The organism is Marinobacter sp. M3C (assembly GCF_023311895.1).
GTDB lineage: Bacteria > Pseudomonadota > Gammaproteobacteria > Pseudomonadales > Oleiphilaceae > Marinobacter.
Genome location: NZ_CP092284.1, coordinates 3,304,267 through 3,329,290 on the forward strand (window position 1 = coordinate 3,304,267; position 25,024 = coordinate 3,329,290).

Sequence of the window (25,024 nt, forward strand, 5' to 3'; positions counted from 1 at the left end):
GCTTCAGGATGTCTTTTAAGTGGAAAACGATTCTCGGCATTGCGGTTATTGAGCTGCTTTTCCTCTCCATCCTTATATGCCAGGCCTCTCGTTATATCGAAAACCAGGGCGAGGCGGCTATTGAAAAACGGGCGAAAGATACTGTTTTTCTGGCTGACACTGTCATTCAGGATGCCCTTATTTCCCTTGACCTGGCGACCCTCGAGGAACAAGTGCAGCAATTAGGCCGGCTTGATGGTGTTAAATACGCAAGTCTTGAGCGATACGGGAAGACCCTTGCGGCGACTGATTCAAGTCTCACTTCAGGCATCTCCGACAACCCTGATACCAGTGTGGCAAAGGCGGTTGATGGCGTTTTCGACATTCATCATGAAATACGGGTAGCGGATAAAACCCTCGGCCTACTCAGAATCGGCTTTTCTGTTGAAGAACTCCACGCCCTGACTCAACAAGCGCAAGGCCACCTGTTGGCCATCGCATTTTTTGAACTTTTACTCGTGGGTCTCTGCTCATGGATTTTGGCGTATTATCTCACCAAGCGGCTGCTATTATTGCGAAATGCCAGTCAAACGCTTCGATCGGGATTCGTAAGTGAACCCATTGCCGAGAAAGGAAATGATGAGGTTACAGACACTATTCGTGCTTTTAATCTCATGTCAGCGACACTTTTGGCGCGCGAACGCGCGCTGAAGCAAGCCAACAGAGAACTTTTGGAATCCAATAACAAGTTGGTTGCACAAGGCGAAGAGATGCGGTCCATGTTCGACGCCGCCCCCGATGGTATCGCAATCCTCGATAATGAAAAGCGCGTCGTTTTTGCAAATCAGAACCTGAAGAGCCTTTTTGAAATCGATGAATCATTCCTATTGGGTCGGCCGATAGCTGATTTTTTGGGCTCTGAAACTAATAGGCAGCTTATTGACAGGGAAGGGGTTCAGAAAGGCGTCAAGGCCAGCTTCGTCACAGGTTCGGAGAGAACCGTTTTTTTTGAAATGAATATGTCCTTAATTCATATGGAAAACGGTGAGCAATTTGTTCTGATCGTCCGGGACAAGACCCAGGAGCATGAATTGGCGCATGCAGTGTTGGTCAGTGAACAGCTTAAATCCAATCTCGTTGATTCAAGTCTTGATGCGCTCATAACCATAAATAGTAAGGGTAAAATTACAGATTTCAGTAAATCTGCTGAGTCTCTTTTCGGTTGGCGAAAATCGGAGATCCTGGGGCAGTCCATGGAGGATCACTTCGTCCCAGAGCAGATGAGACCAGCCCACGCAAGGGGAATGGCACATTTCCTTGCAACGGGTGAGGGGCCTTTGATTGGCAAGCGTGTTGAAACGACTGCCCAACAAAAATCCGGGCGTTTTTTTCCCGTTGAGCTGGCACTGACTGCGATCTGGATTGACGGTGAGCCGTTTGTGATGGCAGCCATCCGCGATATCACTGAGCGAAAAGAACGGGAACAAGAATTGATGGCCGCGAAAATACAAGCCGAAGAGGCATCGACCGCTAAATCACGTTTCCTTTCCTATATGAGCCACGAAATTCGCTCGCCGATGAACGCAGTACTCGGCGCACTGGAACTGATCCATGAACAAGGCAAGCTGGGGGAGTCCGAACGGCGCTACCTGGAACTTGCCCGTCAGTCCGGGGATTCGTTGCTTGGCGTCATTAATGAAATTCTTGATCTTTCCAAAATTGAGTCCGGTCGCATTGAGTTCAAACGGGTTGGTTTTTCGCCGGCAGAACTCATTAAAAGTGTCGCAGACTCGGTTCTCACAAATAGTAAGAAAAGAGGCGTCGATATAAACGTGGAGTTCAGCCGATCGATACCTTCAGTAATCATTGCTGACAGAATTCACCTCAAACAGGTTTTGATCATTCTTCTGGATAATGCCCGGAAATTCACAGAGCAGGGTGAGGTGAATTTATTTGCCTCAACGGTGTGTCTCGCTGGAGGCGACCAACAAGAACGACTTCGCATCGAGGTGTGTGACACGGGTCCGGGTATTCCCTCCGACCTCTTGGAAAGCATTTTTCTGGAGTTCGAGCAGGTGGATGCAGCCAGGGATTCGGGTTTCGGTGGGACCGGTCTTGGGCTTGCCATCGCGAAAAAACTCGTTAATGGGATGGGTGGCACTATTTGGGCTGACAGTGAGGTTGGTGTTGGGTCAACTTTTACCTTTGAGATTCCCTTCTCGGACAAAGACGTGACTTCGGCGGAGAGGTGTGCCCAAGGAGCTGAGGAAAACGCGACTGGACCGATTGGGGACGAGGTATCGGAAAGGAGAAACGATATTTGCGGGCAGTTAATACTGTTAGTTGACGATGTGGAGGCGAATCTGACGATCGGGGCGGAGCTTCTCAAAAGCCGTGGATACCGGGTTGACCTCGCCCATGATGGTTTGGAAGCAGTGGAGCGTGCTCGTGAAACTGACTATGCATTGATCCTTATGGATATAAGGATGCCCCGAATGAATGGCTTGGAAGCCACTGAGAAAATCCGCCACTCAGGTGGAATTAATTCGCGCACCCCAATTCTTGCATTGACCGCCAATGCGGAGACGTCAGAAATGAAACGCTGCTCCGAAGCAGGTATGAATGGCTTCGTGAGCAAACCCTTTAGTATTGATGTTCTCAACGACGCCATTATGCGTTGCCTGAATGAGAATGAGCAGAAGGAAGCAGGTATGCAAAAGCCAACCAGAAACAGTGACGAAGAGCGGGAAGTAATGTCCATGAATGTGTTAAACCAGCTAGTTAAAGACACATCGCTGGAAAGCTTACCGATGATGATTTCGGTGTTCATTAATGAGATAAAAAAACGGATTGAAGGCATCAATCGAGCGGTCGAGTCCAATGACGAGGCCGAAATCCGTGAGCAGGCCCATGCCCTCAAGAGCTGTTCTGGAACTTTTGGCGGGTTGCGCCTCCAGGCTGCGGCGAGCGAACTCGAAGATTTGGCGAGTGAGTCATCAGCTTGCTCATATCCTGCTCTTGTTACGGATGTTAGAAACGTAGCAGATGAAACGGTGCTGGAATATGCTGGCTACCGTGAGAAATTAGATATGTCTTCGCAGATAGCAAATCGAACCGTTTGAGAAAGGAAGTGGCTATGCCAAGGGAAAACCGTCCGAGTGTGCTTCTTATTGAAGACAGCCCTTCCAATGCAATGGTTTACCAGAGCTATCTTCAGAGCGATTACGAGGTTCGCATCGCCCATACCGGCGCTGAAGCCCTGGAACACCTTAGTCGGTATGCATTTGACATTGTGATCACAGATGTTCGGTTACCAGACATGAGTGGTCTCAGCATACTTGATAAAGTTCATGAAGAGAGCCCGTCGCTTCCTGTTGTTGTGATCACCGCCCACGGCTCGGTTGATATGGTTGTGGATGCAATGCAGCGGGGCGCCAGTGACTTCATTTCCAAGCCGTTTGATAAAGCCCGGTTAGCCGTCACTCTGGGGAATATACTCAAAAAGCACAAACTCGAAGAGACAGTACAACAATACGAAAAGGTTTATCGGCGGGAACAGTTCCATCGCATGATCGGTGCGTCTTTACCCATGCAAAATGTGTATCGGATTGTCGAGAGCGCTGCCAGAAGTAACGCCTCGGTGTTTATTACCGGGGAGAGTGGAACAGGGAAGGAGCTTTGCTCCGAGGCACTTCACTCGGAGAGCCCGCGAGCGGGTGAGCAATTCGTTGCACTGAACTGCGCGGCCATACCCCGCGAGTTAATCGAAAGTGAAATATTTGGTCATGTAAAAGGTGCCTTTACTGGCGCATCGGCAGCTCGTGACGGCGCGGCTTTAAGGGCAAGCGGCGGCACGCTTTTTCTCGACGAAATTGGTGAAATGCCTCTGGATTTGCAGAGCAAGCTTTTACGCCTGATTCAATCCGGAACCTTTACCCCTGTCGGAAGCAGCAAGGAACTCAAGGTTGATATCCGGTTTATTTGCGCGACCAACCGTGACCCCCTCAGGGAAGTACGGGAAGGGCGTTTCCGGGAGGATCTGTACTATCGATTGCATGTTATACCCATTCATATGCCGGCCCTCCGAGAGCGCGGTGGCGATATTCTGTTACTTGCCCGCTCGCTATTGACGTTGTATGCGAGCGACGAAGGAAAGGGTTTCACTGGCTTCAGTAAAGACGTCGAATCGTTTCTGACGCAATATGACTGGCCCGGCAACGTAAGAGAGTTGAGCAATGTGATTCGAAACGTGGTGGTGCTGAATGACGATACAGTCGTCGAGATGTCAATGCTGCCGAATCTGGTACGCTCCCAGGGGCTTGGGCGCGGCACGGTCTCTGCCGGAAGTTCGAGTGTGCCCTCAAGTGCGACGCTGGAGTCATCCTCTTTTTCTGCGAGCGAGACTCCGGCTCGCTCGCAGCCCAAGTTATCCTCTACGACCGGTGCGATACTTCCGCTTTGGCTGGAGGAGAAGCGTGTTATTGAAGCGGCCATTGCGAAATGCGATGGCAACGTGCCCAGAGCTGCCGCATTTCTGGAAATAAGTGCGTCCACGATTTACCGAAAAAAACAGCAATGGGAGAAAGAGCAGGCGGCGCGAGAATCAATCTGATTTGCAATTTGCAAAAATGGTTTTTATTTTGCAAGCAAGTTCCATAACGTATTGAATAAATTTAAAAATTACTTGGCATGTTAACTGCAAATCCTTCGTTATAAACATCGCTAACGGAGACTGCCATGCCCACCCGAAATATACTCGGCGAACAGAAAACCGCCGAGTACCCCTCTGAACGCCATAATTTACTGATTGTCGACGATGATCTTGCTGTGCGAATGGTTTCTCGTCTGGCCCTGACAAAAGCCGGATTTTTTGTAACAGAGGCATCCGACGGTCATACCGCCCTTAGCTGGTTAGAATCACACAAGTTCGACGCTATTCTCCTGGACGCCAGAATGCCAGGTATGGACGGCTTTGCGACCTGTGAAAAGATGCGCGAGCACCTGGGCGATGATTCGGTACCCATCATAATTGTGACTGGGCAGAATGACGATGAGTCCATCGATGCTGCTTTTGAGAGCGGAGCAACGGACTTCGCACCCAAGCCTCTGAACTGGCGAATCATAATTCAGCGGTTGAACGCACTGATACGCGCCAGGGCTATCAAAAAACACCTCAATAACCGAAGCCATCAAATATCTTCGATGTTGAAAACGTCCGCTGAAGCGATGTTGCTACTCGACTATGACGGCGTCATACAGGGAACTCACCTGATCGAGAGGTTACCGAGGGAGTTCAGCGAAAAAATTATTGTCGGGCGAAATTTTCTTGAATGTCTCCCGGATGAATTCTTGCAGGTAGTCGATACGTCATTGCGTGCCGCCCGGAAAATTGAGGGCTGCGAAAATTTTGTTTTTTACCACCAGCACGAGGGGGCGCCCCATACCATTCAGGGGCGTTTTGTTGCGGCTGCTGAGGGCGAGCTGTTGTGCCTACTGCAGGATCAGAGTGAATCTTTTCTCAGTCAGCGCCAGTTATTCGAGCTGACCTACACCGATCCGGAAACTGGTATCGCCAACGAAAAGCAATTGATGTCCGAACTGGCCCAACGATTAAGAGATGGATTGAAGCAAAATACCCATACCATGGTTTTGCGTTACTCAGCCTTTGACCTGAGCGGTCTTGAACCACGAATTGGTCGACCTGGTATAGTCAGATTGGTCCAGACATTCGTCGAACGCATAGCGCTGGGGCTTGAAAGCTACCTGCTAACACTGAATGAAGATGACAGGCCGACCTCTTTCATCGCCCGTCTCTCAGAGTCCGACTTTGTAGTTTTGCTTTCTGGCATCCGTGACTGCGAATTTGCCGAGGAGCTGGCGACGGTATTGCTCCGTCGCCTTGCAACCAGTGTCGATGTCGACGGTTACACATGCTCTATTGATTGGGCGGTGGGTATCGCGGACACCTTGGAAGCTGCGGCCACTTCTGACGGAATTATGAGCGCTACCGCCTATGCGATTCAGTCCAACGGCTTGCCGATCAATGGATATCAGGTATACCGATACAGTGCCGAGCTAAAAGAGAGGGCGCTCAGGGATATCGAAATAGAGCGACTACTTCGTCAGGATATTGCAGAGGGCCGTCTCGAAGTGCATTACCAGCCAAAGTTCGATCTCTCTCGGCTTGCCTTAATTGGTATGGAAGCGTTGATTCGTTGGACCAGTTCCGAGCTGGGAGTGGTATCGCCAGCGACGTTCATTCCAATAGCCGAGAAATCGGGCCTTATCATTTCACTCAGCCATTTGCTCGTGGAAAAGGTGTTTGATCAAATTGTGGTTTGGCGTGATCAGGGGCGAGCCCCTCTCCCGGTTTCTATAAACATTTCCGGAATACATCTGAATACTCGAACAATCGTTGAGGAGTTGAGGGCCTGTATGCAACTCCGGCGGATTCCTCCGGAGTTGGTGGAACTGGAGGTGACAGAGAGCGTCATGGTTGATGGTACTGGTAAGGCGCTGAAAAACCTGAATGACCTCAGAAGCATGGGAGTTCGCATTGCCATTGATGATTTCGGCACTGGCTACTCATCACTGAGCTATTTAAGAACTCTGCCATGTGATTGCCTGAAAATAGATCGCAGTTTTGTTCAATGCATTACCTCCGACCCAACGGCAGCAGCAATTGCACGGGCGATAATTACGATTGGCCAGGAGGTGAATTTGCACGTCATCGCAGAGGGTGTGGAAACAGAAGAGCAACTGGAAAAACTTGCCCAACTGGGGTGTAACTCTGTTCAGGGTTATTTTACGGGACGGCCTGTTTCCAATGACGATTTTTCACCTTTCTTTGAGGGGGCTTGTTTAGGAACGTAATGGAACAGCATTAGACGTAAGCATGTTTGTGTCAAAAGCGGTCTCTTTAAAGCGTAAGGTCGCATCACGAAGATTAAATCTCAGGCACAGCCCGTTCATTGCGGCCTGTGTTTTTTTTATCAACCGGCCTCTATCGCTTAGTTTTATAAATAGGTGCCTCGTCCGCAAAACCATTCGCATTCTGCATAGCAAAACCCATCTATTGAGATCTGTCATTAGCCTGATTTCTCTCTTTAAATTAAGTTAAATCTATGAATTTATGAGATAAAAAAAACATGGCACGACCGGTGCACTAATTAAAGTGTGTAACAAAGATCACATACAAACAAAAGCGCTGTTCACAATCGAGGTAGAAAAAATGAAAAATATTCAAGTTAGCAAGCTGGGCGCCAAACAAGGTGGATTTGTTCTGACTACCGAGTTGGTTTTGCTCTCTACAGTACTTGTTGTCGGCCTTGTCGCAGGTATGGTCACGATGCGTGATGCACTGACTGCCGAGATGGAAGACGTTGCCGAGGCAATTGGTCACCTTGACCAGACTTACGCCTTTAATGGCATTGTAAATGGCGAAAAGACGGCCGCTGTTGAAGGCTCCGTTTTCGGTGATTCTACTGACACCAACGCCGGGGATGATACCGAGTTCACTTTCGTGGCTGCGACACCGCTTGAAGGTGGGGTAACGATTGCGAGCGTGGGCTCATCATCATCCGCAGCCGTTGGCACAGTCGTGACGCCCTGATTGGATAGGCCCGGTGGCCGCGTTTGATAACAACCGCGGCCACCGTATTTTTTTAGCCGGGGGTGAAGAATGAACAAAAAACTCACAGGAAGCACAACAGCCGCTATCAGTATGTTTCTGATTTCCGGAGTTTTTGCGAGTGTTCTGGGGGTCCGTCAGGTTGAGCGTGTCTCCACCCATGAAGTTCTGGGAATTTCGGGAGACTGGACCGCAGGTGTCAGCATCGAGCCTGCAATGATCCAGAAAGTACGAGTGGATAAACAAATTGTTGGTGTAAAAGACCCCTCTTATCTGGTTGGAAAACGGCTGACAAGCGACAAGAAACACGGTGAAATTTTCCGCACCAATGAACTCGCTTCCCCTCCAAAATCCTGGTTGGCACAGCAGATACCTGACGGCAAAGTTCTATACACGATGAAGCCGCAGCCGGGTGCCATTCCTCATAGTCAGCTCAGAAATGGCGACTTTTTTGATGTACTTGCCACAGGTGCCAGCGGTGTGCGAACCCTCGCCAGGGACGTTCGCTTGGTCGGCGTGATGGGAGGAAGCAGCAACTCTTCCGCCCCGGCCGGAGGCCTCTTGGGCGCTGTGGGCAAATATCAGGCAACATCGGCCGTTTCTATGGTTGTGGCCATCGCTCCAGAATACGTTTATTCACTTGCCAGTATTCAGCCAAGCGATTCGGTGTCCATTGTGCTTCATGGTTCGCGTCAATCGGACTCCGATTCGCGCATCAGAATCGATCCTATCCCGACCCATCGCAATATCGAGATCTTGGCAGGGCTCAACAAGCGTTCAGTCGCTGTTCCCATGACTCAGTAAGCCGCTTGCTGAGAGAGCCTTTTGCGACTGCCATGCAGTCGCTTTTTTATTGGCAGAATGCGAATTGGTATTTGCAAATTGCAAAAACTTTTTTTCCGATTTTTCAACTTACTGATACTTATAGACTTAAAATTATTCCCTTTGTGGCACGGCTTTCGCTAAACGCTAGTAGGTAACTATAAAAAACGAGGGCTGCTCCATGAAGACCGTTGTAAGTACATCAGTGTTAGCTGCGATTTTGTCTGGCTGCGCCACCCATATCACGCCTGTCATAGAGAGTGGTCATGAGGGCGTGGATGAGGCACAGGCCAGAGGCTTGGCGGACCATTATTTTGTTGCCAGTGATTTAGAGCCGTCAGCGTTACATGGTCTAACCCGGCAGCAGCGGCATCAATCGATCAGGCAGGGTTGCTCACTCGATTTCTACACTATTACTGAATCCTTACCCCAAAATCTCCGTTGGGAATTGCGTGAAAGCGTTCTGGCTTCAGGTCATTTTGGCACATATCGCCGATTCGTCAGTGACTCGACGTTCAATCAGGGAAGCTATGAAATACCGGGCCATCTAGCAGCGGATCTGGCCTGGTTTGCAGAAGAGTTCGAACGCACCGCTCTGATGCCCCTCCTTTTAATTATTGGCCATACCAATTCAGATGGCGGCGTCCGATTTAACCAGTCTTTGTCAGAGAAACGCGCTGCCGCCGTTTACACATTCTTGATCGAAAGGGGGGTGCCCGCTAACCGGATTCAACGGTTTGGCGTCGGCGAGACAAGCCCGCTGTCTGTCGTTAAGGCCTCCGGGGCAAGTTCAATGAACCGACGCGTTGAGCTGGTCACGTTTATCCCTGTAAGCAAGAAAAACAACTCAGTTGACTCATCTTGTAACCCGCCCCGATACGCTCCGTCTAGGTACGTGGTGGAACCGAATGCTAGAACGGAGGAGCGGTCATGATGTTTTGGCGTTTGCTAATGGTCACTGGCTGGCTTATTTCCGCCGGCGGGTTGGCTGAAGCCAATCTGGACTACATCGAAGACTTAAACGGAAAGCAGACTGAAAAACAGAGCGAACTGGTTCAGTGGACGCACTCGCGATTGGTCTTCAATAAGGACATCAAAAGGGTCGCAGTTGGACAGAACTCGATTATTGAAGTGGACGTTCTGGGCGGCCGTGAGCTGTTGATGCTTGCCAAAAATGTCGGGCGGACCACTTTGATGGTCTGGTATGAGGATGGGACAAGCCAGACGCTTTTGTTCGGTGTCAGTCAAGACATGTCGGTATTGAAAGACGCCCTTTACGATATTCACGATCAAATTAGGCTGGAGGTTGCGCCAGACCGACCAGCACTTGTCCTGAGGGGCAAAGTTCCGAATATTCAATTCAAACTCGCCGCAGACGCCGCCGCTCGAAACTATCTGAACGCAGAGCGCCCCAAAAGCAGCGGTCAGGCCATGAACTCTCCCCAGTCGCCACTCGACTTCCTGGCGTCAGCTCAACAAACAGTCACTGATGCGTTTCGCCTTAACGGAAACAGTGGTTTCTCACAGACCAGTGTCGCGGTTATCAATCTGATACAGGTTGAAACCTTGCCTCAGAGCCTGGAGAAAAAAGTAGCCGCTGCCGTTGCTCCCATGGGTGGAAGAGACGTCCGGATACGCCGTGTTATTCGTGGGGATATCCCTGATGACGCAGCGGATACATTTATCCTTGAAGGAGAGGTGCAGGATCAGGTCACGCTTACGCGAATTCTTCAGTTAGCGTCTCGATTGCTCGGCAACGGGGACGCAGATGAAAGTTCCAGTGTGGTGCCTATTACTAATGAATCCGGCGGGTTTCTTGCAGGAAAGAACCCCAGCCGGAATTCTAATGCGGGCGCTGGAGGTAATTTGTCGTCAGGTGGGTCCGCCATCAACCAGAATGGCATCCAGTCAAACGTCGCACGCTCAAAACTTCTCTCACTCAGTGGTGGTCGTGTGTTGTCAGTGATCGAAGTAAGAGATCTTCCGCAAATTCGCGTGTCGGTTGAAATTCATGAGATCAACAGAACCCGAATGAGGCAGTGGCGACCGGATCTGTCCCTGATAACTCAGGGATACACCGACCAGGGTCTGTTTTCATTGGGCGGCATATCGGCAATGCCACCTTCCGCATCAACGGTTGAGAACGCCCTCCAGGTTCTTGGAGGCACCCTTACAAATAACCTTCAGATTGGAGGAGATGATCTGGCGTTTGATCTTTTATTCTCTCTCATGGAGCGCGAAGGCATTTCCCGAACATTATCGCGTCCGACCCTGATGGTGCTTGCTGGTGAGTCAGCTGCTTTCACTGTCGGCGGTGAAGTTCCGGTTCCGACTGCATTTGCGCCCACGGGCCTGAAGAGCGGTGATGAAATTGGCACCAATGCACCAGGAGTCTTCAGCGGCACGTCTTTCAAAGCCTTTGGCATCAATCTCAGTGTGCGGGCTATGGTCGACGAGGCAGATAATATTACGCTCGACCTGAATCCCACTATTTCCATGCCTGATACAACGTTGACTCAGGAAATTGCGAACAGCACCGGCGCCTCTCTGAACTCTGCGGCATTCAACACCCGAAGTATCAATACAAGTGCCCGGTTAAAAGATGGGCAGCCGCTGGTGCTCGGCGGACTGGTGTATCAGACCCAGTCCGGGCAGAACGATTTCACACCTGGCGTCAGAGATATTCCCTTAATTGGAAAGCTTGTTGAAGCCATTTCGGAGGACGAGCAGAGCCGGGAGATTGTGATTGTAGTGACGCCTAACATTGTGCGGACACCTGATGAGCGAGTTCATCTCTGGGCCTTTCCGTCGACCACAGATATGGCAAGCAACCTTCTTTTATTGGCTCACAGAAAAGAGAAAAAGGCCCCATGAAAAAATACAGCGCTATTTTATTGTGCATTCTTCTGCTCCAGGGCTGCGCTGCTCAGCAGTCATTTGTGGGTGAGATTGAAGATCCCGAAGGGGAGGTGAACAGGCTGATTGAACTGGAACTGGCCTATATCCAGTCTGGCAATTACTGTCATCGCGACCCTCAATCAGCGTTAAACGAATGTGACGGTGTTACTCGGCGTCTGACGCAGTTGTTCACTCGCTTTCCAGACTTTGAGCGGCTTCAGCTTGCACTCGCAATTTCCAACCACGGCCGTAAGAAAAACCGGGAGGCGCAGTACTATGTTGACCGGCTTCTGGCCCAGGACCGACCAAGGCCGGAGGCGGCAATACTCGGTGCCCGGTTGGCCATGGAGGAGGGTAATACACGGCGTGCTGAGACCTTGCTCCAGGCGCAACGGCGACTGAACCCAATGCATGCGGGACTCCAGGAAACCTTGGCCGCTGTATTCTATTTGAACCATCAGCCTGAAAAGGGCTTCGCGGCACTTGCATCGGCTGAGCAACTTGGCGCGCCTGACTGGCGAGTGGCATACCATCGTGGGTTGCTTTACGAGCTCTCGAACAACGCGGCGGCTGCCTGCGAGCAGTATGCAAAATCCTTCACCATTAATCCGATATTTGCGCTGCCGGAGGGGCGAATACTGGGTTTGACCGATAACCCCACCTGCCTGAATCTTGCAAGATTTATCGGGGGTGCCTGATATGGAGCAGCGTACACACGATAGGGGGTTAATGTTGGCAAAGGTCCGCCAGCATATCCACAAACGACTAATTACCTCCCTGGATTCTGACCCTCTGGATATAGAGAACAACACGGACGTTGGAAAGCGTATTCAGGTGCTGATGAATATGGTGTCTGCCCAGGTTGGGCTGGAGCTGTCTTCTGAAGAACGCAGCTTTTTGTCCAACGGTGTTATGAGCGAGGTTTCCGGAATGGGTCCTTTGCAGCCGTTGATGGAAGATCCGACAATCACAGACATTTTGGTCAACGGCCCGTCGAATATCTGGGTCGACCGTGGGGGAAGCCTGCAGCGCTCGAGCGTTCACTTTGATGACGAACCGCATCTTCGCCGGTTCGTTGATCGGTTCGTTGGCGGTCATGGTAAGCATCTTGACGCCACCAACCCCGCGGTGGACGCGCGCCTTCCAGATGGCAGCCGTTTGCATGCAGTCATTCCGCCGTTAAGTCCTAGTGGAACCGTAGTTAGCATTCGTCGATTCCGGCAGTCCCATGCGAGCCTGGTCAACCTGATAGGCAGCGGAATGCTTTCGGAACCAATGGCCGAAACGCTGAAACTTGCCGTTCGAACCGGCATTAACATTGTCTTCGCTGGAGGTGCTGGCACTGGCAAGACCACCTTGCTCAATGCGGTGTCGGAATTCATTCCCGAAGGCGAACGGATAGTTACCATCGAGGATTCTGCGGAGCTGGCATTGCGTCATAACCATGTCATTTCGCTTGAGAGCCGGCAGGAGAACAGTGAGGGTAAAGGCAAGCATGATCTTCGTGCGCTTTTACGTCATGCGCTTAGGATGCGGGCAGACCGTATCATCGTCGGTGAAGTCCGGGGTGAGGAGGTATTCGATATGCTTCAGGCTATGAATATCGGTCACGATGGCAGTCTTACAACAGTTCATGCCAACAATCCTGTGCAGGCACTGAAGCGCATTGAAACACTGGCGATGTTCTCGGATATCCAGGTTCCAAGGCAGGCTATCAGAGACATGATCGATTCAGCTATTGGGCTCATTGTCCACCTTGGACGGCACCCATCCGGCGCAAGAAGAGTACTGGGTATTGCGGAGTTAGTCCCTGGGGAAGACGGCAGGCAATTAAGGGAACTATTTCGGTTCCAGTCAGAAAACGGAAAGAAGGACCAATTTCTCTGTCTTTTGAGGCCCATATTCGCACTTAAGGCTTATGAACAGGGAGTCAAGGTGCCGGATACGCTTGATGCTCTGTGGGAGATGCTCGGGTGACGCCAATGTTTGAGTGGATCGGTATTGTGCTCGCCGTTGTGGTGTTATTGGGTTCGGCTGCTCGCTTTATCCCTCTTATCCTCGGGCGTCAAATGCCAGAGCCAGCAGATGCGATTCAGAATCTGCATGAAAAACAAGCCTTGCCACTAACAAGATATCTGCAGATTCTCGGTGTGCGTCTTGAGCCAATTGTTTTCGCAGCAGGCCTATGCCTGATCGCGGTTACCATCAGCTTGCTGTTTCTCACGATGTTCGAAGAAGAGGTTGGGTTTAGTATTGCGGCAGGCGCAACATTTTTCCCATTGGCGCTCTATGTGCTCAAGGATTTGATCGCCTGGCGAGCTCAGGAATTTGAGCAGGACCTGGTCGATTCCCTTGATTTGGCCGCATCCCTGTCAGCCAGTGGCGTCACAGCGGTGAATGCGATTGAGGCAGCTGCAAAGGGTTCTACACCAGCCGTCAGAACCGAATTACTAAACTTGGTTGTCCGACTTAAATTGGGAGACTCAATCGAAGGCGCGACAGCCCGTATGCTTGATCGATACCGTTCAGAGGGAGTCCGGCTTTTTGTGAACCTTCTTCGGTCGCGTTGGCACGGGGGTGCTGACTTCGACGCTTTGCTTCGGGCGCTGGCGAGAGTTCTGCGTGACAGAAGATCTTTTCTGATCCAGTCAAGGGGTCAACTTTCTGGTGCTAAATACGCCGTCTTTTTTGCAGTGATTTTCCCTTACTTGCTGATCCCCTTTTTCCAGAGTCAAGAGCCGGAGTGGCTTGCACCGATAACAACTCACCCCGCGGGGCCAGTAATACTTTATATGGCGATTCTTTTGCAGGTGGTCGGCCTTTTATGGACACGTGCCATTTTGAGGAGTAAGTCATGGTGAACTCCCATCTGATGGATCTCTTTCTTGCAATTGTTTGTGTGCTTTCGTTGTGCGGTGTTTACGTTTTAAGCCGATCGACGTTACGTCCTGAATTTGTTGTGGATGACGACAAACCGAAAATCCACCGCTTCTATCCTGGAAAGCTCATGCGCCAGGCCGGATTAGTGCCGACGGATTTCGTATGGGTTTATTGGCCGGCAAAGTTTTTACTGTTAATCGCCTCGGCGCTGGTCTTTACAGAGCTAACAATTGATTTGCCAGGGTGGGCGTGGGGGGCAAGCTTGGTATTCACATTCTTCTCAGTTGACCTTTTCCTTTTGCAAAGACGAAAAATGCGCAGGCTTCGGATACAGGCAAATCTCAGCTTTTTCGTTGATCTCGTTAATGCCTACCTGAGTTCAGGCGTTTCGCTTTTTCGAGCGGTTCAACAAGCAGGCGAGCATGGATTTGAGAATAGGCATCCTCTTGCCGTCGAGTTGCGGCTTATTGCAATGGAGATTCAGTCTGGTGAAGCCTTTCACACAGCTCTTGGGCGGCTTCATGAGCGCACGGGTATACGCCAGCTACAAGGGCTGGCGGCTTCCTTCGAGGTGGGGCATGCGGCGGGCGCTGTGATGTCTGAAAATCTCTCCAGACAGGCCGAGGCGTTCCGCGAGCAGCAAGAGGAAATGAATCGAAAACTTATTAGCCAAAAAAGCATTTCCTTGTTGTTTGCGCTAATGATGGTCGGGCTGCCGATGTTCGGAGTTATTGTGGCGTTTCCTGCTGCTGTCAAACTTTCGGAAATCTTTCAACTGCTGGATTACCTGATCTAGCTCTGATGAGGAATCAGTATCGTGCGACATCTACCAAGCTATAGAGAAGTACATCTGCAGAAGCAGGGCGGGTTTGTCATCACACTAGAACTGATCATTATTATATCTATTCTAGGGTTTGGCACCCTGGTGGGTATTGTCATGATTCGGGATGCACTGGTGAAGCATTACGTCGCAAAACAAGCCTCAGAGACTCTGGTGGCTGATTCTGCAGGGAGGGTGCTTGGTGAGGCGATTGATTTCGATGAACACGATGCACCGCGGATTTTTTTGGTGGACCGAACTCTAGAAACCCCGTATCGAACCCTCATTGGTGTAAGGGATGATCGCTTCACCTCGCGGGAAGCGATTTATTACAGCGGAAGCAACTGTACCGGCATTCCCTGCATCAAAACTATCAGTGATGAAACCACCAGTAGCAGAGGCACCGATTTCCTCTCGGGCACTGGTAATGTCAGTTATTTAAATGCCTTGCAAAGCGGCCCCAATTACGCCGTGGGCCGGGGAGGACAGGGATTGCCGGGGATTCTTTTCCGTGAATCAGCGCTGATGTGCCCTGTATTGCCGAGCCAGCTCAACTCCCGGTGGATGTCCCAGAAAGTCGTTTCGGGTGAGCCGTGTGAAAGTGTGCAGCTTGAAGACGAGACCCGAACGCGTCCCTTTACGGGCTGCTTGATTGATGTACCGCTGACTCAGTGTGATTGTCCTGATTCAACCGAAGATCAGGGAGACATTCTGTCGCTTTACGCGGTGCCGATTGAGACACTTCTGGATTCTACCATCGTGACTATTAATACCGCGTTGTTGCTCACTGGTCTGCAACTTCCGTCCGTAAATATAGGCAAAATTTGTTGTCCGGCGGGGAACGATCTGGAAGAGGGCAACCTAGTGAATGGCGTTGTGTTTCTCGTACTGGACAGGCTGGTTTCGGAACTGAATCTTGCGGCATTTCCTTTGATCCAGCAGACAATTAGCACCATTCTTGCGCCGCTTGAGGGCGACCTATCTTGCTCCAGCCCGATAATTCTGAAATCAGCGGATTCCGTTCCGAACCCGAATGATCCGAACTCAAACGTTCTTGGGAATTTCACCACGCCTTTCTGGGTAAACCTTCCGGGCGCAGAATCCGGTGTGTGGTATTCAGTGCCCCCAACAGCAGGTGAGGGTCTGTGAGCCTGGCCACATAGTAAATTAAATGAGCCAATCGAAACGCACTGCAAAATGCGACTCAAATTGGGGTTTCTACCTAGAATTAACGCATAAAATACTTAAGAAATTGAAATTATTAGTTTATTTAATTGGCATGGTTCTGGCATCGCTTTGATATAAGTTTTATATCTAGTACGGAGTCGGGCCATGAAATACCAGATGTGTTTAGTTTCTAACGATCGGAGCCTCATCAAATGCCTGTCTCAGGCCCTACAGCCACTCGGTATTGAGATTGGTGAGGTTTCCCCCAGTCATCTCTGGGAAGTTCAATCCAACTGCCCTGTGGGCGTAACCGTAGTAGACCTGGAATCCTTCGATGGTCTTTCAGCGGTAGGGTGGCGTGATATGAGGAAGTCTCTGGAACACACTTTGTGCGTTCCTCTTCTATCAAAATCTAACGATAACGTGATTCGTCAATGGTTTGGCACCGATGCCAAGTGCCTCACAAAGCCGATCACGAGCGCCCAAATGCGATGGCTGGTTCTTCAATGTATTTCTCGTCAGAAAGGTGCCACGCTGAAAATGAGCGACAGCAGGCGAATGGGAAGACATGCTGCTTTGGGGCTTGATTCTTTGTCTACCTTACAGTCTATTCTCAAACACAGAAATCCTGAGAAAGCTGAGAATCAGGATCGTGTAGCGGAACTCATCGCACAAATCGCAAAGCGGTGCCAAATCGATACCTCAGTCTGCGAAGCGGTAGTCGGGTGCGCAAGAGTCTATGATATCGGCGCACTGATTGAGAGGGTTGGACCCAGCGCTAAGCGGCGACCGAATTCCCCGGCAAGGCGCGCGTTTCACTCTGCTGCACTAGTCAAACTGGCCGGTGGCTCGACCAAAATGGTTCAGCTTTTACGCAATCTTGACGAGAACTGGGACGGATCTGGTGTTCCTGCGAATAAAAAGGGAACCGAAATTCCGATAGGCTCGCGGATGCTGCGAATCGCTATTGACTTCATTCGCCTCCAACATTGCAGTGAGAAACAACTGTATCTGAATTTTAACGAGAGCCTCGCCTTGCTTAGGGATTCCGCCGGAACACTCTACGACCCTGGGTTAATAACACGGTTTCTTGAACACGCAATGAATTCTGTTGAAGGTGCCCAGGAAAGCACAATCTGGATTTGCGGTGCCAGGCACCTGCTTCCCGGAATGAGACTTTCGGAGAATCTATACGGCCAGGAGGGTTTAATGCTGCTTTCCAAAGGGAACGTCCTTAATGAGCGTTTGGTGACGCGACTGTTGAATTATGAAGAGCGCTTCTATGGGAAAGACGAGCTATTCGCGGCAGTCTTCTCAGGAGAGGTGACTATTAAGCAAGCCGCTTACTGAGAAACGGTAGGTTCTGGCTTGTCTTTGAAGCTATGGAATGCCGCCGTTCGCCATGATGCAGCGGTCCAGATGGTGGTTAAGGGGCGGTCCGAGGATTATGCCATTAACGAGGCTGAGCAACTTATGCCGAACGGATCGAAGCTGAAATATCCGGGCAAGTGGTCTCAGACGAGTCCGAGTTTTTCGATGTCGGGCTTTTGTTTTATTTTGCGAATCCCGAATAGGCCGGCGATGTTGGAACTGGAACCGAATACCGCCGCTCCCGAAATAGATCACTTGCCTGATTCTTTAGCTGCTCCCTAAACCACGGCCATAAAACTCCACTGACGTCTATTTCGGGCACCCCATGCAGTTGGTTAGCCATCTCCAGAAACCAACATTTCGAAGGCAAACGATCTGGGCAATTTATCGATTGGGAGATTTCACTCAACACCGACATGCTGGTCGCTTCGGAGTCTCCTTCGATTCTTTTGAGATACACCTCCGGTGTATCTCGCATGTGAAGGTGGTGTCTCCACATTTCAGCCCAGTCATCTCGAGGGATAAAGTCCGGGCCGTTGTGAAACGATTGGGTTACTAAGAGCAGGCAACGAAAGCGTGGCACAGCAATTCGATCGTCGTCAGTGGCCTGGTCAACCTCAAAAAATCGGATACAGCCTAAGATATGCTGTGCGAACCGTTGGCTGGTTAACCGGCTGAATGCATTTTCCATATGATCAACTCGGGGCTTTAAACAATTCACAAACGATCGCTCCCCGGGCAGAGTCAGGACCAGCCAATAGGCTGTGTTTCCAGCGGAAGCGACCCGACTCAGAAACTGTTTTGCCTGATCCTGCCAGCGCTCGGATTTCCAATGCCGGCAGATTGGACAGTGCCGGTGTCTACAAGGCAGCGCCCGAGAGTTTGTTACCAGTCTACGACACGGATAAGTCTTCATGCAGTCGCCACATTCATTGATTATACGTCCCTGGTGTTCTGTGTCATCCATGCTCATGAAGTAGTCAGCGATCTGGTAAGCCTTGGGCCTGATAAATGAAACCGCGTCCATTTGTGGGGAGTCAATCTGGATGTAGCCATATGGCTTTGTCATTGGGTCACCTGTTGATTAGCTCTGGTATTGGCAGAGCGGTTGTGTGGTGAGTGGAGTAGGGCCAGTTAATGCGGTCAGGGGCAGTTGGGATTTGAGGGTAATATCTCGGCCAACTTAGAATCCTGAACTAACCCAAGGCGGAATCCTGGGTGTGAATCAGCGAACGCAGGTTGGACGAATAGTTTTTGGAAAAGGCACTCAAAAGCTGTTCTGCCGAGCGTCCCATTCTGTTTGGCCGGACCGCCGTTTGGGGTTTATGAGCGTCTATAAACAACTATTGGGTGTACGGCGTTATTTGATGAAGGACTGAATCAATCTGTTTGTCAGGAGTGGGGCGACCTTCTTCGCCAAACTCTCGGGACTAGATGATCAACCGATCGCAGTCTTTGAATTCAATCTGATCGGTATATGCCAGTTTGCCCATCCCATACAAGACTGAAAGGTTCTTGGCTCTGGCGGACTTCCTCAAGCTGCGCGATAGCTTCGAAAGTCGCCTGGCCATCCAATTCTGAGAACAGGCTGCGTATCAAACCAAATGGTTGAACTCGGTTAAATTCACGCATTTCGTGTGTCATCATCAGGAATCTTCGCCTATCCAGGATTTTTTCTCGGTGTTTCATTGAATACCCTGAGTAGCCAACGATTTTGCCCCGTAGTTCGTCAGGTTCGCCACTGAGCCGCTCGATATGGACTTTGGGTTCGTAATACACCTGAAGCGCTTGTTGCCACTCCTTTGCCCATTTAGCCGTAGAGACGTAATTGTTGCCTGCAAACATGGAAGGCTTTACCAGCAGCAGGCAGTGGAAGTGGGGGTGAACGGATTCGCTATCGATCTGGCTTTCGGTCACCTCAAAAAATCTAACGCCACCGAGGACATTGTCTTTCCAGAACCTGCGACTACTAAGTCGCTGAAACGCCCTGGTCATTCTGTCTGCAGTGGGGCGAAGGTCATCTACGTTACAGTCGCGAATGGTGAGAGTTAGGTATACCCACTTGCTGTGAAGAAGATGCGGATTTTGGTCCAAGAGCTGATGAGTTTTGCTGCAGTACTTACGTGCTTTTTGACGCTGGCATAGAGGGCAATGGGGGTGTTTGCAATAAAGTGCATCGAGAAACATGTCATTGCTTGAAGTTCGATAGGTTCGAACGTATTTTGCACAATTTATTATCCGGTGGCCGTCCGTTTGCCTGTTGCCGTCTGATAGGAAATGGCCGGCAGCTTCCTGCGCTATCAATTTGAGTACGCGAAGGTCATCGAGGGGGTTGCTTTTGCGCTGTAAAAGGCTCATTGGAGGTCTCCTCAAAGGGTCAACTGCTTAGCTTGGATTTATTTGTTGTGAATGCAGGCACAGGCCGGTTTCAGAACCTATTTGCCGATGAACGACTTGGAATTTAAGGTGTCAGGTGAGCTATTCAGGGTGATGTATGATGTAGAGAAGTTGTCTATTAATAGATAAAGAGAAGGGGTCATGGCGCTGCGGACCTGAAAACCTGAGTTGCTTTTCGTTTGTCTCCGGCCCTCATGGGTTCTGGCAACTCCTCCCCAATGGAGCCGGAATGCTCCTTTCAATCATCCTCGCAACCTTGCTTTGCCACGAATTTCGTTCCGGGTAGTTTGCTTGTGGCGAAGTTGTGAGCGGATAACCCGAACCGCTTGCTGGCGAGCTTTGCAAAGTAACTGAGGTCGTAGAAAAGCTCGTCGTATCGTTCCCCCCTGTTGACCCGATAGATAATTTTTCTGGGTGTGCTTATAAGCCCGTCAGCAAGATGTTCGTCTCGTCCCACTGCACTGGCCCATGCGCTGCTGATCAGGCCATAGAGGCTTCCCGAGTGGGCGTTGAATTTCCCCAGTCGGCGGAAAGCATCGTTATGGAAAAAGAGCGCGCAGTGATACTGAGGGTCGCCGCTGTGGTCGAATTCCCTAGTCCAAACGAAATGGACCGTGGTCGGGTGGAATTTCTTCTGGTCTCGTTCTAAATCAGCTTGGGACCCTGTAATTTTTGCTTGCAGTGTGGCAATGAAATCATCGAAAACAGGACGCCAATCTGGCTGACTCTTCCAGTCGAATTGGAAAGGAAGTCTGAGGTCGACCCTGACGGCGATTATGCTTTCGTGGCCCTTGAGTGCTTCTTTGATCGTTTTATCAATCTGCTGAAGGTAATTGTGAATGAATGGGCCTTGTTGCCAGATGAGAGGCATTCCGCTGTAGTAATAGCCATTATAAATCCAGAGGTTTGGGTCGGAAGAGTGTCTGTGGAGATACGGTGTGTCGGTCATGATTATGTCCTTGCTCGCTAATCACCGGGCACAGCAATGCGTGGATAACCGCACTATGAATAGGCGGCTTCACTGTAGGTGCGTGATCTGGTGACTGAACTGGCTTTGAGATGAAGAGGGGAGGTGTGGTGACAAAAAATGCCGTTAAAAACCCATGTCTGTTTGCCGGTCAGCTAAGCAACCGAATTTCGGTTCATGGGGTGGTCTTGGATATCGCGGTTTTCAATTCTTTCTGTAATCCACCCGTGGACCTCGGCTTGAACCCATCCCACGGAACGGCCGCCAAGCGGTATGGGTTCGGGGAAAGTACCTGCGCTAACGTATTTGTAAATCGTCGAGCGGGCTAGGCCGGTTTTTTCGATGACGTCTTTTAGTCTGAGAATGCGCATGGTCTGACCTCCTGGGCTGTTGTGTGCAGAACATCAGGTGGGGGTGTAAGGAATGATAGATTTGAACGGACTGTGACGGATGCCAGAGGCTGTTCATCGCTGATGATTAAGCATGAACGAGGTTAGTCGTTTTTTCTCGCCTTAACGCGATAAAGAGCGGGATGGTGGAGGGGCGGGGTAGCAAGACCTAATTTTCCCAGTTCCCTGGAACTGAAGATGTGTGGGCCTTCTATCTCTTCTGCAACTGGCTTGCCTTGATTTCGATCTAACCGCACTTTCCAAGAGCGGTGAGTAGGAGAATTGCCTTTTGTCATATCAAACACCTCGATGGCAAGGCAAGCATCCCTTGCGTCGCGAAATTTCGGTGGGAGTATCTGGTAGGCCTCATTCTCCAAGCTGGTGGCTGGGATGGAGCAGGCTGACAGAAGCTCTTTGGCTCCAAAAGCGACCGAAAAAATGTTTGAAGCAACTAACTGGCAAAATTCCAATATAGCCTCTTCTAGCTCATCATCCGCTGGAGATGGCTCAGGAAAGCAGAGTTTTTGAACATCGGTGGCCAGTTGCTTGGTTACCGCTCCAGATGTTGATTTGGTCAGTTCGTTCCAGTTTTCGGTCAAGCTCTTGGAGGCCAGTTCATATATCGACCAGTGAAGAAACTTCCAGCTGTCGGGAGTTGGTGCTCGTTGGAGGTATTTAGCGAGCTTGGGCCAGAGCTGCGGTAACTGATGCCTTAAGCGATCCGCAATGTTAAGACTCTCATCGTTTGCCCAGGGCCAAGGGACAGCTTGGCGACAAAACACCGTACTACCAGATTTAATATCATCTCCGTAACTCGGATGCCGCAGGTTCAGAAGGTGTGTGCTGTTAAAGCGACCGATGAACTTCGGGTTATTTCCACCTGGGGTAGAGCACCGAATGTATTGGTATTGGGTTAGTAGACGAATCTGATTTTTCACTTGCCGAACAGTCAATCCGGATCGCTTCGACAGTTCGCCGAAACCAGTCTTTCTGACGGCACCCCCGTGATCCGCCTGCTCAAGCAGGGCGATCAGCAGAATTCGCTGAGGAATCGTAAGTTGGTGCGGGCGACTTTCAAGTCGATCCTGTCCCCATCGCAACAACTGTGTGACCAGTGCGGAATGGCTATGTTGCCGGAGATTTTCTTCAACCTTGGGGGCAATATTCTGAGCTGATATCCGATATTGAATCCAAGGTAGCTCTCCCTGGGTCGACCGGATCACCTCCAATATCCCCTTATCCTGAAGCTCCCGCACAACCTCATAAAACTTCACTTTTGGCAGGCCAATATACCGAGAGAAGTTCCTTGTGGACGGCATTCGAGGTGAGCAATCACCATAGAGTCGAACAAAACCCAGGAGAAAGAATTTCCCGAAAGGCGAACTATCTATGTTAGACAAAGGGGCTAGCATGTGGTCGTTTCATGTTTTATTGTAGGTACAATATAGCGTACTCGTGATACATCACGTGTGTCCAACATGAACACGTAACGATTGTCACATGCACTATGCGTGAACTCCAGCTAGATTATTCATCTTGTAGTTAATGGCGATAAAGGTAGCTTGCATATGGCTGTAAATGTGAATGAGTGGGTTGATGGTCTTAAGAGGGAGGAGTTGTTGATCTTTTCGCTGAAGTATTTGAAACGCACGGAGCACTACTTTGCGCTTTCTCAGTTACACCAAAAGCCAAAACCGGACTCGACGGTACTGGTCGATACAGTCAATCGGTTGAAGGCGACCGCAGAAGGGAAGTTAATAGTAAAAGCACTACAGGATGCGGTCAGGCAGGAAAGGGCGAGGAGGCTGCGTGAAAGTAAAGGGAAGGCCATCAAGCGCCTTTCGCTGAACAAAAAGGCTTGCTCAAAGCTTGCGCAGCTTTCCAGGCAGACGGAGCGGACACAGTCGTCAGTCGTAGAGGGCTTGATCCTGGAGGAGATCGAGTTTCAAAAGGTTGAGAGCTTATACCTGAAGGACCAACGGAAAAAGCTGAAAGAGCTGACGGAAAAGCAAGAGGAGGCAGAGAAGAACTTGGGCGCCCGAGAGAGGGATCTTCAAGCCCGATTGACGGAGGTTTCGACAATGGAGGAAGAGTTGTCGGTCAAGCTAGGGCATCTCGAGGTCGTTAAGAAGTTGGTCGATAAAGTCAAAGATCTTGATGTGGACGGTGTTCGCATTGCGCTTCGGTTTGAGTCTGGGGGCTCTGTTTTACCGGATGTCGATGTTGAAGCCGGCAACGCCGAACAGTCAGATGTGGAATCATTACGTCTGTTGTGTTCGCAGGCTTTAGAAGGTCTGCGCAGGGATGAGGGTGCAAGTCAGGAGCAAGAAGAGTGCTGATCTGGAGTGCTCTTACTTACTGAGTGGTGCGAAGTTTCTCTAAGTACGTCGCCCAAGTCTGCATCATTTGTCGGCGATCTTCGATGAACTCGGTTCTGTTGTAAGCACGTCCGTGCATATCTGCAACGCGATGGCCTAACTGCATTTCAATCAGATGAACGGGGTACTTGAGCTCCTCCTGCAGCAGTGTCCTGGCCGCAGCTCTGAAACCGTGAGCGGTCATCTTCCCTCCGTATCCCATTCGATCCAATGCGGCTTTGATTGCCACGTTACTCATGGGGCGTTTTGCATCTCGGGCATTTGGGAATACATATCTACTGCGGTGCATTGTGACCGGTTCTACTTCTCTCAATATGAGAATTGCCTGCTCGGCTAGAGGCACTATCAAGGGGGCGCCATTCTTTGTGGTGGGAAGTTCCCACTGAGCCTTGTTGAAATCGATCTGCTCCCAAAGCATCTGTCTGGTATCGCCAGGGCGAGTGAACACCAGCGGAGAGAGCCTAAGGGCTGCTGACGTTGCAAAATGGCCATGGTAGGCATGGATATCTTTCAGCAGCTGCGAAACTTCTTCAGGGCGAACAAGGGCGGGCTGGTGTTTCACTTGCGTCTTGGGTAGGTAGCCGGTGAGATCTCGGGTTACGTCTGAGTCGACTCTTGATGTTGCAACCGCATACCGAAAGACCAGGCTGATGAGGGTCTTGACCCTGTGTGCAGTTTCGATATTGCCCTTTTTGATAATCCCATCCAGCACTTGCAGGATATCAGTCGGCTGAATTGAGCGAATTGGGCGCCTCGCGAGCATAGGAAAGGTATAGATTTCCAACCTTCTCCAATTCCGCACTGCATGCGCCTCTGTCACTTCAACGCAGTGCTTCTGCTGGTACCAATCCTCACAGAGTGTGCGGAAGGTATTCTCGCCGTCGGATACTCTCTGTGTAGATTCTCGCTGCTTGAGCGCGCTGGGGTCGATTTTCTGTTGGAGTAACTCCCTGGCTTTGTCGCGTGCTTGGCGCGCAGCCGCAAGTGAGATTTGTGGGTAACTTCCTAGCGACAGCGTCTTTTCGTTACCCGCAAAGCGATACCGCAACCACCAGTATTTGGACTCGCCCTTAATGACCAGTGTGAGGCCTCCGCCATCCGCCAGCTTCCGTATCTTCCCGGAACCTATGGCATTTTTTACTTCTTTGGCAGAGAGTTTATTGAGCTGGTGGGCCATGGATATCCAGTTTGTGGGTAACGAGGTCGGAAGAACCGGCCGTTACCCACAATGTTACCCACAAGTTTGCGTGGATGCCAGTGGACTCCAATGAATCTTGCAGGCATAAAAAAGCCCCGTTTCCGGGGCTTTAGGGCGTTTCAGTGGAT

Annotated in this window: 20 protein-coding genes; 15 read left to right on the plus strand and 5 right to left on the minus strand. The window is 50.5% G+C overall.

Going from position 1 to position 25,024, the window contains the following annotated elements; all coding sequences use genetic code 11:
* The first annotated feature begins 8 nt into the window (after positions 1-8).
* From MIH18_RS15455 to MIH18_RS15520, 14 genes are all read left to right on the plus strand, one after another.
* The gene (locus MIH18_RS15455) at positions 9-3,101 is read left to right on the plus strand and encodes a PAS domain S-box protein (RefSeq protein ID WP_249006435.1); all 3,093 of its coding nucleotides are present in this window, start codon (positions 9-11) and stop codon (positions 3,099-3,101) included.
* A gap of 14 nt (positions 3,102-3,115) precedes the next feature.
* A complete protein-coding gene (locus tag MIH18_RS15460) occupies positions 3,116-4,591 on the plus strand; it encodes a sigma-54 dependent transcriptional regulator (RefSeq protein ID WP_249006434.1) in 1,476 nt (491 codons plus the stop codon).
* Between the two features lie 125 nt (positions 4,592-4,716).
* Positions 4,717-6,852, plus strand: a complete 2,136-nt coding sequence (locus MIH18_RS15465; RefSeq protein ID WP_249006433.1) for an EAL domain-containing protein — start codon at positions 4,717-4,719, stop codon at positions 6,850-6,852.
* Positions 6,853-7,210: 358 nt separating this feature from the next.
* A complete protein-coding gene (locus tag MIH18_RS15470; RefSeq protein ID WP_249006432.1) occupies positions 7,211-7,591 on the plus strand; it encodes a hypothetical protein in 381 nt (126 codons plus the stop codon).
* A 69-nt stretch (positions 7,592-7,660) separates the two neighbouring features.
* The gene (locus MIH18_RS15475) at positions 7,661-8,413 is read left to right on the plus strand and encodes a hypothetical protein (RefSeq protein ID WP_249006431.1); all 753 of its coding nucleotides are present in this window, start codon (positions 7,661-7,663) and stop codon (positions 8,411-8,413) included.
* A 199-nt stretch (positions 8,414-8,612) separates the two neighbouring features.
* A complete protein-coding gene (locus MIH18_RS15480; protein WP_249006430.1) occupies positions 8,613-9,365 on the plus strand; it encodes an OmpA family protein in 753 nt (250 codons plus the stop codon).
* Complete coding sequence (locus MIH18_RS15485; RefSeq protein ID WP_249006429.1) at positions 9,362-11,305, plus strand: pilus assembly protein N-terminal domain-containing protein; 1,944 nt, start codon at positions 9,362-9,364, stop codon at positions 11,303-11,305. The genes MIH18_RS15480 and MIH18_RS15485 overlap by 4 nt, the downstream gene beginning before the upstream one ends.
* Entirely contained in the window at positions 11,302-12,027 is a 726-nt protein-coding gene (locus MIH18_RS15490; RefSeq protein WP_249006428.1) for a hypothetical protein, read from the plus strand. Before MIH18_RS15485 ends, MIH18_RS15490 begins: the two co-directional genes overlap by 4 nt.
* Position 12,028: 1 nt before the next feature.
* On the plus strand, positions 12,029-13,306 hold the full coding sequence (locus MIH18_RS15495) for a CpaF family protein (protein ID WP_249006427.1): 1,278 nt from the start codon (positions 12,029-12,031) through the stop codon (positions 13,304-13,306).
* 5 nt (positions 13,307-13,311) lie between these two features.
* A complete protein-coding gene (locus tag MIH18_RS15500; protein ID WP_249006426.1) occupies positions 13,312-14,190 on the plus strand; it encodes a type II secretion system F family protein in 879 nt (292 codons plus the stop codon).
* Positions 14,184-15,005, plus strand: coding sequence for a type II secretion system F family protein (locus MIH18_RS15505; protein WP_249006425.1), 822 nt, complete (start codon positions 14,184-14,186; stop codon positions 15,003-15,005). The genes MIH18_RS15500 and MIH18_RS15505 overlap by 7 nt, the downstream gene beginning before the upstream one ends.
* A gap of 21 nt (positions 15,006-15,026) precedes the next feature.
* A complete protein-coding gene (locus MIH18_RS15510) occupies positions 15,027-16,178 on the plus strand; it encodes a hypothetical protein (protein ID WP_249006424.1) in 1,152 nt (383 codons plus the stop codon).
* Between the two features lie 183 nt (positions 16,179-16,361).
* Entirely contained in the window at positions 16,362-17,546 is a 1,185-nt protein-coding gene (locus MIH18_RS15515; RefSeq protein WP_249012808.1) for an HD domain-containing phosphohydrolase, read from the plus strand.
* Between the two features lie 18 nt (positions 17,547-17,564).
* A complete protein-coding gene (locus MIH18_RS15520) occupies positions 17,565-17,849 on the plus strand; it encodes a hypothetical protein (RefSeq protein ID WP_249006419.1) in 285 nt (94 codons plus the stop codon).
* A 1,179-nt stretch (positions 17,850-19,028) separates the two neighbouring features.
* Here MIH18_RS15520 and MIH18_RS15525 read toward each other — a convergent pair.
* The 4 genes from MIH18_RS15525 to MIH18_RS15540 form a co-directional block, all read right to left on the minus strand.
* Positions 19,029-19,925: a protein rep gene (locus MIH18_RS15525; RefSeq protein ID WP_249006418.1), complete on the minus strand. Its 897-nt coding sequence runs from the start codon at positions 19,923-19,925 to the stop codon at positions 19,029-19,031.
* A gap of 277 nt (positions 19,926-20,202) precedes the next feature.
* Positions 20,203-20,913: an inovirus-type Gp2 protein gene (locus tag MIH18_RS15530; protein WP_249006417.1), complete on the minus strand. Its 711-nt coding sequence runs from the start codon at positions 20,911-20,913 to the stop codon at positions 20,203-20,205.
* Positions 20,914-21,086: 173 nt separating this feature from the next.
* A complete protein-coding gene (locus tag MIH18_RS15535) occupies positions 21,087-21,302 on the minus strand; it encodes an AlpA family transcriptional regulator (RefSeq protein WP_249006416.1) in 216 nt (71 codons plus the stop codon).
* A 122-nt stretch (positions 21,303-21,424) separates the two neighbouring features.
* On the minus strand, positions 21,425-22,594 hold the full coding sequence (locus tag MIH18_RS15540; protein WP_249006415.1) for a hypothetical protein: 1,170 nt from the start codon (positions 22,592-22,594) through the stop codon (positions 21,425-21,427).
* 294 nt (positions 22,595-22,888) lie between these two features.
* Here MIH18_RS15540 and MIH18_RS15545 point away from each other — a divergent pair, with 294 nt between their 5' ends.
* Positions 22,889-23,659, plus strand: a complete 771-nt coding sequence (locus MIH18_RS15545) for a hypothetical protein (RefSeq protein ID WP_249006414.1) — start codon at positions 22,889-22,891, stop codon at positions 23,657-23,659.
* A 16-nt stretch (positions 23,660-23,675) separates the two neighbouring features.
* On the opposite strand, the gene MIH18_RS15550 is transcribed toward MIH18_RS15545, so the two are convergent.
* Positions 23,676-24,875: an integrase arm-type DNA-binding domain-containing protein gene (locus MIH18_RS15550; protein WP_249006413.1), complete on the minus strand. Its 1,200-nt coding sequence runs from the start codon at positions 24,873-24,875 to the stop codon at positions 23,676-23,678.
* Positions 24,876-25,024 lie beyond the last annotated feature (149 nt).